The organism is Cystobacter fuscus DSM 2262, assembly GCF_000335475.2.
Lineage (GTDB): Bacteria > Myxococcota > Myxococcia > Myxococcales > Myxococcaceae > Cystobacter > Cystobacter fuscus.
This window is the reverse complement of record NZ_ANAH02000021.1, coordinates 117099-129245: the sequence shown is the minus strand read 5'-3', so window position 1 is coordinate 129245 and position 12147 is coordinate 117099. Positions and strand designations below refer to the sequence as shown.

Below are 12147 nucleotides of genomic sequence, written 5' to 3'. Positions count from 1 at the left end.
CGGCCTCGACGGATGTGTTTCTCGGCCCCGTCATCGGGGTGGAGGCTGGCGGAGAGACACCCCGCGCGGATGTTCAGCGCCCGGCCGCAGCCGGCGCATGTCGACGAGGATGTCGTAGGTGCTCGGCGCGGTGGCGGCCTGTCCGCCGGCGAAACGGTAGAGGCGGCTCACATCCCGTTCCTGGGGAAAGCGCTCCTGCACCAGCTCCCGGAGCATCTCCTTGGCCACCCACTCGGCATCCACCGACACGGAGCCGAACTCGTCCAGGTAGCGGCGGGGGGCGGAGGTGTCGGTCTGTTTGGCGTAGCGCACGAAGACCCGGCGCCGGGTCTCGGGCACCACCTGGCGCGCGCCCTCCTCCATGAGCGCCAGCTCCCGGGCTTGCGGCAGCGCGAACAGCTCGAGCGATTGCTGGTGGGCGAGGAGCGCACTGGTCGCCACCAGGCCCCCGAGCAGGAGCGTCGCGACGCGCGGACCGCGCGAGGGCCAGACGCCGCCGAGGTTCACGATCGACGCGACGAAGAAGACGCTCCACACGCCGGTGAGCGCGTAGATGGTGCGGTAGGAGGGCCAGCGCTCTCCGGCGAGGAAGCTGACCGAATAGGTGATGGCGGACAGCATCACCAGGCCGAGCAGCCAGCGGCCCACGCCCCTGTGGCCCGCGCGCTGGAACTCGACGGCGAGCCCCGCGCCCAGGAGCACCAGCGTCACGCCCACCATGAGCCGATAGCCGTCGGGGGAGGGGGTGCCGGGGCTGCTGTTGAGCACGGACAGGGCGAGGGCATTGGGCAGCACATGGGTGAGCGCCCAGGCGAACTTGTCCAGCCAGTGTTTCTCGAACACCATCCGGACCGAGGGGTTGAGCCATCCCAGCGCGAAGGCGAGCTTGGTGAGGCCGAACGCCAGGGTCAGCCCCAGGCCCATGACGAGCAGGTGCCGCGCCAGCCAGTGCGCGGTGTCCCGGAGGGAGGACTCGCGCCGCGCCACGAGGGCCGCCGCCACCAGCACGGCGTAGAACAGGCCACTGGCCTGGTAGGTGAGCGTCGCCAGGGCCATGGCCCCCACCGCGGCGATCCGCCATGCATGGGAACGGGGAAGGGGTTGGGGCGGCCAGGGCAGGCCGCGCCGGGCGAGCGCGAAGGCGCCAATGCCCATCAGGAGGGCCGGCGCCTGGGGCCAGCAGATGCCCCAGTTGGCGATCACCTGCGCGGAGGGTGCCAGGGGCAGGAAGGCGGCGAGCAGGGCCGCGGGCGCCGGACGCCACCCCTCGCCCAGCAGGAGCAGGAACACCGAGGCGGCGAGCAGCCCGAGCGCCACGACGCCCAAGAGCCGCAGCCCGCTCAGGCCATCGATGTCGCCGGCGAGGCGCGTGGACAGCTCGAGCAAGGCGCCATACAGGGGCCGCCCCTGCGAGGCGCACACCCGGAAGATCTTGCCGGGCTCCATCTCCGCTTCCCGGAGGATGGCGTAGTCATCGCGCAGCCCGTAGCGGCGGAAGATGACACTGGCGTAGGTGACGATGGGCAGCAGGCAGAGCAGGGCGGCCGTGCCCCAGACACCGGGCCCGCGGGGGGCATGGGAGGCGGTCGTCATGGCTCAGGTCTCTTCCGCGACTTGCCAGCCGTTCTGTCCCAGGCTCGCCATCAACTCCTCGATGTGGCCGCGCCCGCGTGTCTCCAGCGTCACCTCCACCGCCACCTCGCCCAGGCCCGTCCGGGAGAAGGCGCGGTTGTGGTAGATCTCCACCACGTTGGCGCCCTGCTGGGCGATTCCCGTCGTGAGCCGCGCGAGCATCCCCGGCCGGTCCGGCATGCGCACCACCAGCCGCACCAGGCGCCCGTCCTTCACCAGGCCGCGCTCGATGATGCGGCTGACCAGGTTGACGTCGATGTTGCCCCCGGACAGCAGCAGCACCACCTTGCGGCCTCGCGCCGAGGGAATCTTGCCGTTGAGCAGCGCCGCGAGTCCCGCCGCGCCCGCGCCCTCGGTCACCGTCTTCTCGCGCTCGAGCAGCAGGAGGATGGCGTTGGCGATCTCCTCTTCGTCCACCGTGACGATGTCGTCCACGTAGCGGCGGATCATCTCGAAGGTGTAGTCGCCGGGGCGCCGCACCGCGATGCCGTCCGCGATGGTGGTGCCCGGGGGCAGCTCCGTCACCTGGCCCGCGTCCACCGAGGCCTTCATGCTCGCGATGGCCGAGGCCTGCACGCCGATGATCTTGATGCGCGGGTTGGTCTCCTTGAGCGCGCACGCCACGCCGGAGATGAGCCCTCCGCCGCCAATGGGCACCACCACCATGTCCATGTGGGGGCACTGTTCGAGCAGCTCCAGGCCGATGGTGCCCTGGCCGGCGATGACGCGTGGATCATTGAAGGGGTGGATGAAGACGCGCCCGTCGCGCTCCTGCAGCCGCAGGGCCTCGGCGTAGGCCTCGTCGAAGTTGCTGCCATGCAACACCACCTGGGCGCCGTAGGCGCGCGTGCGCGAGGCCTTGATGATGGGCGTGCGCTCGGGCATCACGATGACGCTGGAGATGCCCTGGCGGCCGGCGTGGTAGGCGAGCCCCTGGGCATGGTTGCCCGCCGAGGCGGCGATGACACCGCGCGCCCGCTCCTCGGGCGTCAGGGTGAGCAGGGTGTTGAGCGCGCCTCTCTCCTTGAAGGCACCCGTGCGCTGCAGGTTCTCCATCTTGCAGTAGAGCGCCGCGCACTGGGTGATGTCCTTGAACTGCTCGGAGCGCGGGCAGGGGGAGCGGTGGATGGCTTCGCCGATGCGCTGCTGGGCGGCCTCGATATCCTGGAGCGTGACCATGGGTGTCTGTCGCGCCCCTTAGCCGATGCGCGGCCCGGACGAAAGGGACGGGGGGTCATCCATGCGTCCGTCAGATGCCGCGCAGCACCGTGGCCTTGCCCACCCGGCCGATGGCCAGGATGTACGCCGCGGTGCGCAGGGGCACCTTGCGGGTGCGCGCGAGCTGGGCGACCCGGTCGTACGCCTCCTTCATCGTCCGCTCCAGCTCGGCGTTCACCCGCTCCTCTTCCCAGGACAGGTGCTGGAGGTTCTGCACCCACTCGTAGTAGCTGACCGTCACCCCGCCCGCGTTGGCGAGGATGTCCGGCACCACGAGCACGCCGCGCTTCTCGAGGATTTCGTCGGCCTCGGGCTCGGTGGGGCCATTGGCGGCCTCGATGACGAGCCGGGCGCGCACGTGGGGGGCGTTGGCGCGCGTGAGCGCCTGGCTGAGCGCGGCGGGGATGAGCACGTCACAGTCCGAGGCGATGACCTCCTCGTTGGAGCACGCCTGGCCGCCGCCGAAGCCCGTCACGGTGCCCGCGCGCTTGACGTGCTCGAAGAGGCCGGGGATGTCCAGGCCCTGGGGATTGTGCACGCCGCCGTACACGTCGGACACGGCGACGATCACGCCCCCGTCCTGCCAGAGCAGCTGCGCGGTGTGGCTGCCCACGTTGCCAAAGCCCTGGATGGCGAAGCGCGTGCCCTTCATGGGCAGGCCCGTGTCCCGGAGGATTTCCCGGGTGATGTAGAGCAGGCCCCGTCCGGCGGCCGAGTCCCGGCCCCGGGTGCCGTAGAGCTCCGGCGGCTTGCCGGTGACGACGGCGGGCGAGTGCCCGTGGTAGCGCGAGTACTGGTCCATGATCCACGCCATCACCTGGGGGTTGGTGTTGACGTCGGGGGCGGCGATGTCGCGGGTGGGGCCGATGAGGTCCTGCACCTGGTCCACGTACTTGCGCGTCAGGCGCTCCACTTCCTTCATGGACAGCTGGGTGGTGTCCACCGCGATGCCGCCCTTGGCGCCGCCGTAGGGCAGGTTCACCACGGCCGTCTTCCACGTCATCAAGGAGGCGAGCGTCGCGCACTCCTCCTGGGTGATGCTGGGGTGGTAGCGCAGGCCGCCCTTCATGGGACCGCGGCTGTTGTCGTGCTGGATGCGGTAGCCGTGGAAGGTGCGGATCTCCCCCGTGTCCAGCTCGATGGAGACCTGGACCTTCACCTCGCGCAGGGGGGTGGCGAGCAGCGTCTCGATGCGTTCGCCCACGTCCATGATGCGCGCGGCCCTGCGGAAGTAGTGATGGATTCCTTCAACGGCTTGCATGGCCGGAGTGCTCCCTTGGGCGCGATACCAGCAACGGCAAGTCTTGCGCTACCATGGGTTGGTCATGCGCTCCAGTTCCCCGTTGGTGACGGACACGAGCGGTGCCCTGCGGGGACTGGCCCGCCGCATCCGCGCGCTGCGCGAGCGCCGGGGCCTCAAGCAGGAGGACTTCGCCGCCCGGTGCGGCATCTCGGCGAGCTTCGCGTCCCTGCTGGAGCGCGGCGAGCGCAGCCCCAGCTATGAGACCCTGGTCCAGGTCTCCGAGGCACTGGGCGTCCCCCTGGCCGACCTCTTCCGCGAGGAAGACGAGGAGGCGGGGGCACACCGGTTGGTGGACTTCGTCCGGAAGCACGCACTGTCGCGCCCGGAGGTGGACCGGCTGCTGGCGGTGGCCGAAGTGTTGTTCACCGGGCGCTCCGAGCCGCCGCCTCCCGCCGCGCCGCCCCCGGAGTGCCGGGAGCCGGGTTGCGGCAAGCCGGTGCTGGCCCGGGAGCTGTGCGGTGCGCACTACCACCGGGAGCGCCGGGCCCGGGCGAAGGCTCCGCCCTGAGGCGCGCTCCCGGTAGGCGGGACTACTTGCGCCGGGCCCGCTCCAGCTTGAGCGGCTTGTCGTTGTGGGGCTTGCCCTGGAGCGCCTCGAAGGCGGCCACGTCCTCGTCGGCGACGAAGACGTAGGCGTAGGAGGGCTTGAGCTCCACGCGCTGCACCTTGCCCGCCGGGGCGCCGAGCGACTCCAGGGCGGTGGTGAGGGCGGCCTCGTCCGCGACGTCGGAGCGGCCCAGGCCCACCCAGAGGCGCGCCTGGCCGGGCACCTCGGGCGTCTCGGTGCGCTCGCTCCGCTCGGGGCGGGGCGGGCGCTCGCGGGTGCCGCGGGGCCGGTGCTTGTCCACCTTGATGGCCTTGTCCCCGTGGGACTTGCCGTCGAGCGCCTCGAAGGCCTGTGCCTCGGACTCGGGCACGTAGGCGTAGCCGTAGTGGCCACGCAGGAGCGCCTTGTTCACCTTGCCCGCGGGAGCACCGGCGGCCTCCAGGGCGGCGATGAACTTCACCTCGTCCAGACCGTCGTCCGTGCCCAGGTTGAAGCGCAGCTTCGCCTCGCCGGGACCCGCGTCGGGGGAGGGCGGCGGCCGGTTCGGATCGCGCTCGCCGCGCGGCCGGCTCTTCTCCACCTTGAGCGTCTTCTCCTTGTACGGCTTGCCGCTCAGCGCCTCGAAGGCCGCCAGGTCCTCCTCGGCGACGAAGACGTAGGCGAAGCCGGGCTTGAGGTCGGCGCGCAGCACCTTGTTGGCCGGCGCACCCGCCTCCTCCAGCGCGGTGACGATGCTGCCAGGCCCGAGGCCGTCCTCGGTGCCCAGGTTGATCCACAGCTTCACCTCGCCCGCGGCGGCGTCCAGGCGCGAGGGGCCCCGCTCGGGGCGCTCCCGGCGGCGCTTGTCGCCCCGGTCCTCCCGGCGCGACTCACCCGCGGGCTCCGCGCGGCGCTCGTCCCGGCGCGGGGGCCGCTCGCGCTCCTCGCGGCGGGGAGGACGCTCGCGCTCGGGGCGCTCACCGCGCTCCTTGCGGCGGGGCTCGGGCGGCCGGGCGGCCGGGGCCTCGCCGGCCTGCTCACCGGCCTGGGCCTTCTCCATGCGCAGGCGGCTGAAGAAGTACTTGAGCAGGAAGGAGATGAGGTCATCCGCGTCCGCGCGGCCCTTGAGCTGGGCGGCCAGGGGCAGGAAGCCCTCGAAGATGGCGCCGGAGGCGGCCTCGCGGATCTCCCGCACGTGGCGCTCGGCCCACAGGCGCATGGCCTCCTCGGGCGCGGGCATCTCCTTCTTCTCGAACTTGATGCCGAACTTCTTCTCCAGCGTGGTGTACGTGGCCAGCTCGCGGCCGGAGAAGAGGTTGATGGCGGTGCCCTTGTTGCCGATGCGGCCGGTGCGGCCCACGCGGTGCAGGTAGACGGCCGGGTCCTCGGGCAGCGAGTAGTTGATGACGTACTCGAGGCCGGAGATGTCGATGCCGCGCGCGGCGATGTCCGTGGCCACCATGAAGGCCACCTCGCCCCGCTTCACCTTGCCCATCACCCGCTCGCGCTCCTTCTGCGGCAGGTCTCCGTTGAGCAGGTCCGCGTCGAAGCCGTTGCGGTTGAGCACCGCGGTCACCAGCGCCGTGTCATCCCGGGTGTTGCAGAAGATGATGGCGTTGCTGGGCTCCTCGGCCTCCAGCACGTAGATGAGGTTGCGCGGCTTGGGGAACGCGTCCGACACGTCGTAGCGCACGTGGTGGATGTGCTCGACGGTGAACACGTCGCCGGAGAGCAGCAGCGTCTCCGCGTTGGTGGTGTAGCGCGCGATGAGGTTCTGGATGTCCGTGGGGACGGTGGCGCTGAAGAGCAGCACCTGCCGGTCCTTGGGAAGCCGGTCGAGGATGCGGGTGACCTCCTCGTAGAAGCCCTGGTTGAGCATCTCGTCGGCCTCGTCGAGCACCGCGTGGGTGCAGCCGTCGAGCTTGAGGTTGCCGCGGTTGATGTGGTCGAACACCCGGCCCGGCGTGCCGACGATGATCTGCGTGCCCTCCTCGAGCGCGTCCTCCTGCTGCTTCATGGAGGCGCCGCCATAGATGGCCGCCACGCGCACGCCCTTGTACTTGCCCAGGGTGGTGAGCTCCTCGGACACCTGGAGCGCCAGCTCGCGCGTGGGGCAGAGGATGAGGGCGCGCACGCGCTTGTCCTCCGCCGACAGCTTCTCGATCAGGGGCATGCCGAAGGCGGCCGTCTTGCCCGTGCCGGTCTTGCTGCGCACGATGAGATCCCTGCCGTCCATGACGGGCCGGAAGGCCTTGGCCTGGACGGGCGTGGGGTGGGTGTAGCCGCGCTCGGCGATGCCGCGCCGCAGGGGCTCGGAAAGGTTCAGGTCATCGAAGCTGACGTCCGCCACGTACTCGGCGGGGCGGGACGAGGCTTCGGCAGTGTTTCCCGGCTGCTCCGGGGTATCGATGTCACTCATCAAGCAGGGGGCATAACCCCTGCATTACGCTGTGGCAACAATCGGAGCACTTTGCTTAAGAAACCCTCCATGGCGAATGGGCGGAAGAAAACGGCGGCGGCGGGTTCTCGGAGCCGGGCCAAACGGCCCGCCGAGGCCTCCGCGCCCCAGGAATCCGAGTCGGTGGAGCCGGAATCGGTCGATCCGGAGTCCCTCGAGCCCGTCCTCGAGGAGCTGGAGGAGGTGGAGGCCGAGGTCGAGGCGGTCCCCGTGCCTCCGGCGCGCGCCCTGGTGAGGGCGGGCGAGTCGGCGGTGACCCGGGCGGACCCCCTCCAGTCCTACATGAACGAGGTGCACCGCCACGCGCTGCTCACCCGGGAGGAGGAGGTGTCGCTCGCCCGGCGCTTCCGGGACACGGGGGACGTGCAGGCGGCGTACCGGCTGGTGGCGTCCAACCTGCGCCTGGTGGTGAAGCTGGCGCACGAGTACCACCGCAACCCCCTGTCCCTGCTGGACCTGGTGCAGGAGGGCAACATCGGGTTGATGCAGGCGGTCAAGAAGTACGATCCCGAACGGGGTGTGAAGCTCAGCTCGTACGCGGCGTGGTGGATCCGCGCGTACATCCTCCGTTACATCATGGACAACTGGAAGATGGTGAAGCTGGGGACGACGGAGGCCCAGCGAAAGCTCTTCTTCAAGCTGCGCCAGGAGCAGGAGAAGCTGGTGGCGCAGGGCTTCGAGGTGACGCCGAAGATGCTGGCGGACCGCCTCAACGTCACCGAGCAGGACGTGGTGGAGATGGACCAGCGGCTGGGGCACGACGAGGTGTCGCTGGACGCGCCCGTGGGCGGAGACGACTCGACGGCGACCCGGGGGGACCGGATGCTGCCGTCGTCCTCGCAAGGGGCGGAGGAGCGGCTGGGCAACGAGGAGCTGCGCGCCCTGTTCCGCGAGAAGCTCCAGGCGTTCTCCAAGTCGCTCGAGGGCAAGGAGCGCTACATCTTCGAGCACCGGCTCATCTCGGACGAGCCGCTCACGCTCCAGGACATCGGCGACAAGTACGGGGTGAGCCGCGAGCGGGCCCGGCAGATCGAGGCCGCGCTCATCAACCGGATGCGCGAGTACATGCGCGAGCACATCCCGGACTTCGACCTGGTGGCGGTGCCCAAGAGCTAGGGCGCGTGCCGGCCTACCGGCGGTGCCGGCCCCGGAAGTGCCGGTCGAGGTAGGCCTCCACCTCGGGGCCCCGCCCGGCGCCCTGGGCGGCGAGCAGGGCGTGGGCCCCGTCCACCACGGCGAGGGCCTCGGGCAGGGACACCTCGCCCTCGGCGAGCGCGGAGAAGAGCTGGCAGTGGTAGCGGCGGCAGCCCTCGGGGCGCGCGGCGTAGGCGGTGCAGTGGCGTCCGTCCAGGGCCGCGCAGCGCTGGGGCAGTACCTGGGTGCCGTCCTCGCGCTCCTTCACCGGCAGGCCGAGCGCCCGGAGCGGGGCGGCCTCGGCGCGCTGGAGCGGCACGTGGGTGAAGAGCGTGCCGTCGCAGCACAGACCGCAGTGCAGGCAGAGCGTGGACAGGGACATGGTGCGCCCCTGGTAACACGGCGGCGGCGGGCTCGCCCGGAGTCCATGGACTGGCGGGCGAGCCCCTTACCGTCCGAGCGGGAGGGGGACTACTGGATCGTCCACTGCTGGTTGGCGCCGCCCACGTAGGTCCACTGGTGGACGCGGGCCCAGTCGTCGAGCGAGACGTCAACGACATCGACGCACTTGCCGCTGTTGGCGTTGACGATGGAGTAGGCGCCGCCGCCGACGTCGTTCAGCTTGAACACCTGGGCGCCCGAGCTGTTGCACTCATAGAGCTGCAAGAGGGCGCCATCCGCGGTGCTGGAGTTGGGCACGTCGACGCACTTGCCGCTGTTGACGTTCACGAGGCTGAAGCCCCCGTTGATCGCCTTCAGGCGGAAGGCCTGGGCGTTGCTGTTGTTGCAGGTGTACTGCTGGATGGGGGTGCCATTGGTGGTGCCCGAGTTGTTCACGTCCAGGCACTTGCCGCTGTGCTTGGCGACGAAGCGCACGATGGAGCCGTCCTGGGGACCGGGCGGGGTGCCGCCGCCGGGGAGCGTGCCGTCGCTGCACGTGTTCGTCCCCGAGCCGCCGCCGGGGAAGGTGACGCGCACGGTGGCCTTGTCGCTGCTCTGCGAGACGACGGTGATGCTCACGCGGCCATCAGGGTCGCTGAAGGTGCGGCCCGCGGTGAGGCGGGGATCGCGGTGGGTGTTGGGGTAGTTGGGCGCCAGGTCCAGCAGGAGCGGGTTGCGGTTGCCGTTGCTCGAGCGGAAGTCCTGGGCGATGTCGACGTGCACGCCCGGGTTGACCTCGGGGGCCCCATCCGGCCCCGCGTTGTAGGAGGCGAGCGCGGGATTGCGGTACTCCACCCAGAAGTGGAGCGGCTGGTTGTCCACCGTGTCGCCGGTGGGGATCTGCAGGGACTGGATGCCGTTGGAGGCGCTCTGGATGGGCACCAGGTCATACGTGGCGTCGCGCGTGACGCGGACGTTGTTGCACTTGTCCAGCCACAGCATGGTGGACTTCTGGAAGGCGTTCATGTGCCCCAGCCCGCCGCCCATGGTGTTGAAGCGGTTGCCGTACTCATCGGGGCTGCAGTTGGCGTAGGGGGAGCGGCGGTACGCGGCGCCGGTGCCGCAGCGCGCCGTGGACGCGTGGCCCAGGCCAAAGCCATGGCCGAATTCGTGCGCGAAGGCATTGGGGTCCGTGCACGTGTACAGGCTGCCATCCCCGAACGAGTTGCCCGCCGCCGGAGGCCGGCCCACCCACGCGAGCCCACAGGCACAGTTGGCGAGGCCCGAGTTGTTGGGAATCACGAAGCCCACGTGGGCATAGGCGCTCAGGTTGATGCCCTGGCTCTGCGCGGCCGCGCGCGCCGCGTTGCTGATGGTGTCCAGGTTGCAGTTGGCGGGCCTCGCCATGTTCAGGGGCGCCAGGGCGTCTCCCTGGACGTTCCAGATGCCGTAGGAGATCTCCTTGTAGTACGCGGTGACCGTGTCCAGGCGCTGCCGGGCCGTGGTGGTGGTGATGGCCGCCGTGCTGCCGGGGAAGACCAGGGGGAGGATGGCGACCCGGATGGTCCTCGGGGTGCCGCCCACGATGGCGTCCCGCGACGTCGAGAGGCCCTCGGTCTCGGACTCGATCACGTCGATGGACCGCACCTCGAGTTTCTCGCCGACCTGTCCCGGATGCTCACTGCTGACGCGCTCCTCCAGGGCGGGCTGGCCCCGGACGATGACGCGATCCCCCGGCCGCGCGGACGGCTCCGCGTCGAAGGACAGCTCGAAGTTCTGGCCATCCGCGGTCCGCAGGCCGTACCCCATGCGGTGGGTGCCGTCCGCGTGGTCCACCGCGAACATCCGCAGCTCGCCCTCGTACGTCCGCGCCTCGTCCGCGCCCGAGCACCCCAGGGCCATGCCCAGGCTCAGGGCCAGGCCCGTCCGGCCCCAGCGATTCATGCGCGAAACAATGGAAATACCTCGTGCCACGCCAATCGAAGGCATGTCTGTCCCCTGTGTCTGGATTGAATGAAGTCTTTCTACCTCATTCCCAGCCAAGGCAGGAACAGGAAAACGAGTTTAAAATGCTTGTCTCGAATTAACCCGAAAAAATGACCCGCGTCCTCCGTGTTGTCTCGAGCCGAGAGTTCCTTCACGGCTGGAGTTCTCGCGGGGGAGTGAAGTTCGTGGCGATTGGAACGATTGCGGAAAGCACGACAGGCACACCCGGGAGGGGTGTGCCTGTCGGAGGTGCGAGGGCCGAGGTGCGCGCTCAGGGCTTCTTGTAGTCGCGGAACGTGGGCACCTCTTCCATGCGGGCATCGGTGTAGTTCCAGTGCTCGACGTCCACGCGGTACTGGCCCTGGGCGATGAGCATGCCCCGGCAGAGCTTCTTCTTGTCCGGCTCGTTCTCCTGGCGGCGCGCCCGGTCGAGCAATTCCTCCCAGACCCATTGCGGCACGTGGTCGCGCTGGCCCGGGTAGCTGAAGCGGTAGAATGTGACGTGGGCCAGGAGCACTTCCCAATGCGGCTCGAAGCGCATCATCAGGTGCTTCCAGTCCATCTGCTTGCCGCGCGCGAGGATGAGGTGGTTGATGTCCGTGCCATCGAAGCGCTCGCGCTCGCAGACGAAGGCCTTGGACCAGATGATGTCCTCGGGGGGCGCCACGAGGATGGGCAGGCCGTGGACGATGCCGGACTGGGCCCGGTCGATCCACAGGTCATCCACCACCGCCACCCCGTTGCCCGAGCTGAAGATGAGGTCGGCGAAGTACTCGTCGTTGGCGTACGCCTTGGCGATCCACACGGGGTCGTGCATCTTCGTCTGGAAGGACATGCTCGACAGGGCTTCCATGGCGCGCTGCACGTGCTCGCGCTTGAGGAAGATGTCCAGGTCCTTGGTGCTGCGATAGATGCCCGTATAGACATGCAGCGCGTAGGCGCCCGCGACCACGAAGGGAATCTCCGCGTTCTTGAGCGTGCTCAGGGCCAGCAGGTGCGCGCCCCGCTCGATGGGCGTGCGTTGGTCCGCCTGCATCGGCGGAGGCGCCTTGCTGGGCCGCTTCGACTGCTCGTCCTGTGCTTGCGTAGTGTCCTGCCCAGCCCTCTGGGTGTCGATGTCGCTCATGGCACGCCCTCGGTTGTCCTATCGGCAAAGGTAGGTCCGGGAGCAACCGAGCGCAGAGGGACGGAGAACGCCCCGTCTGGCGGGTTGCTCCCCTGGCGAGCAGCCGCTCTCAGGCCTTGGCCCAGAGGGCCGCGCCAGGCTCCGCGCCAATCACCTGCCGCTCGGCATGGCGATAGGCCAGGGCCTTGGAGGCGGCGTCGACCTTCATCTGCTCCCCGCGGGGCCCATGCAACTCGAGGTGGTACTTCTGCTCCCGCGGCCCCTCGTTCGCGATGCTCCACCCGGCCTGCCGGATGTGCTTCTTGCACACGCGCTGACGACCCTTCATGTCCCGTCCCCTTTCGGAATCGAATGACCGACGAGGCTTCAAGGTCCATCCGCTT

At 69.7% G+C, this 12147-nt stretch carries 10 protein-coding genes; 2 read left to right on the top strand and 8 right to left on the bottom strand.

The features are described from left to right. Positions 1–30: 30 nt before the first annotated feature. The 3 genes from D187_RS30775 to D187_RS30765 all read right to left on the bottom strand — a co-directional run bounded on the left by D187_RS30775 (position 31) and on the right by D187_RS30765 (position 4111). Complete coding sequence (locus D187_RS30775) at positions 31–1593, bottom strand: hypothetical protein (protein WP_002629948.1); 1563 nt, start codon at positions 1591–1593, stop codon at positions 31–33. A 3-nt stretch (positions 1594–1596) separates the two neighbouring features. After that, positions 1597–2811, bottom strand: a complete 1215-nt coding sequence (locus D187_RS30770; protein ID WP_002629949.1) for a threonine ammonia-lyase — start codon at positions 2809–2811, stop codon at positions 1597–1599. A gap of 70 nt (positions 2812–2881) precedes the next feature. Next, entirely contained in the window at positions 2882–4111 is a 1230-nt protein-coding gene (locus tag D187_RS30765) for a Glu/Leu/Phe/Val family dehydrogenase (RefSeq protein WP_002629950.1), read from the bottom strand. Positions 4112–4175: 64 nt separating this feature from the next. Between D187_RS30765 and D187_RS30760 the strand changes: the two genes are divergently transcribed. Further along, positions 4176–4661 carry a helix-turn-helix domain-containing protein gene (locus D187_RS30760; protein WP_043432225.1) on the top strand — a complete coding sequence of 162 codons (486 nt, stop codon included), beginning with the start codon at positions 4176–4178 and terminating at the stop codon, positions 4659–4661. A 22-nt stretch (positions 4662–4683) separates the two neighbouring features. Here the strand turns inward: D187_RS30760 and D187_RS30755 are convergent, their stop codons facing one another. Next, the gene (locus D187_RS30755) at positions 4684–7098 is read right to left on the bottom strand and encodes a DEAD/DEAH box helicase (protein WP_020918394.1); all 2415 of its coding nucleotides are present in this window, start codon (positions 7096–7098) and stop codon (positions 4684–4686) included. Between the two features lie 69 nt (positions 7099–7167). Here D187_RS30755 and D187_RS30750 point away from each other — a divergent pair, with 69 nt between their 5' ends. Continuing rightward, positions 7168–8253: a sigma-70 family RNA polymerase sigma factor gene (locus D187_RS30750; protein WP_020918393.1), complete on the top strand. Its 1086-nt coding sequence runs from the start codon at positions 7168–7170 to the stop codon at positions 8251–8253. A gap of 13 nt (positions 8254–8266) precedes the next feature. On the opposite strand, the gene D187_RS30745 is transcribed toward D187_RS30750, so the two are convergent. From D187_RS30745 to D187_RS30730, 4 genes are all read right to left on the bottom strand, one after another. Next, the gene (locus D187_RS30745) at positions 8267–8653 is read right to left on the bottom strand and encodes a YkgJ family cysteine cluster protein (protein WP_002643380.1); all 387 of its coding nucleotides are present in this window, start codon (positions 8651–8653) and stop codon (positions 8267–8269) included. Positions 8654–8742: 89 nt separating this feature from the next. Next, entirely contained in the window at positions 8743–10641 is a 1899-nt protein-coding gene (locus D187_RS30740) for an RICIN domain-containing protein (RefSeq protein WP_002643379.1), read from the bottom strand. A 268-nt stretch (positions 10642–10909) separates the two neighbouring features. After that, positions 10910–11764, bottom strand: coding sequence for a nucleotidyltransferase (locus tag D187_RS30735; protein WP_002643378.1), 855 nt, complete (start codon positions 11762–11764; stop codon positions 10910–10912). A 109-nt stretch (positions 11765–11873) separates the two neighbouring features. Continuing rightward, complete coding sequence (locus D187_RS30730) at positions 11874–12092, bottom strand: hypothetical protein (protein ID WP_002643377.1); 219 nt, start codon at positions 12090–12092, stop codon at positions 11874–11876. Positions 12093–12147: the final 55 nt, after the last annotated feature.

Bases quoted from the DNA above. Each gene is read 5' to 3' on its own strand.
- D187_RS30775 (WP_002629948.1), bottom strand. From the start codon at position 1,593: ATGACGACCGCCTCCCATGCCCCCCGCGGGCCCGGTGTCTGGGGCACG.
- D187_RS30770 (WP_002629949.1), bottom strand. From the start codon at position 2,811: ATGGTCACGCTCCAGGATATCGAGGCCGCCCAGCAGCGCATCGGCGAA.
- D187_RS30765 (WP_002629950.1), bottom strand. From the start codon at position 4,111: ATGCAAGCCGTTGAAGGAATCCATCACTACTTCCGCAGGGCCGCGCGC.
- D187_RS30760 (WP_043432225.1), top strand. From the start codon at position 4,176: ATGCGCTCCAGTTCCCCGTTGGTGACGGACACGAGCGGTGCCCTGCGG.
- D187_RS30755 (WP_020918394.1), bottom strand. From the start codon at position 7,098: ATGAGTGACATCGATACCCCGGAGCAGCCGGGAAACACTGCCGAAGCC.
- D187_RS30750 (WP_020918393.1), top strand. From the start codon at position 7,168: ATGGCGAATGGGCGGAAGAAAACGGCGGCGGCGGGTTCTCGGAGCCGG.
- D187_RS30745 (WP_002643380.1), bottom strand. From the start codon at position 8,653: ATGTCCCTGTCCACGCTCTGCCTGCACTGCGGTCTGTGCTGCGACGGC.
- D187_RS30740 (WP_002643379.1), bottom strand. From the start codon at position 10,641: ATGCCTTCGATTGGCGTGGCACGAGGTATTTCCATTGTTTCGCGCATG.
- D187_RS30735 (WP_002643378.1), bottom strand. From the start codon at position 11,764: ATGAGCGACATCGACACCCAGAGGGCTGGGCAGGACACTACGCAAGCA.
- D187_RS30730 (WP_002643377.1), bottom strand. From the start codon at position 12,092: ATGAAGGGTCGTCAGCGCGTGTGCAAGAAGCACATCCGGCAGGCCGGG.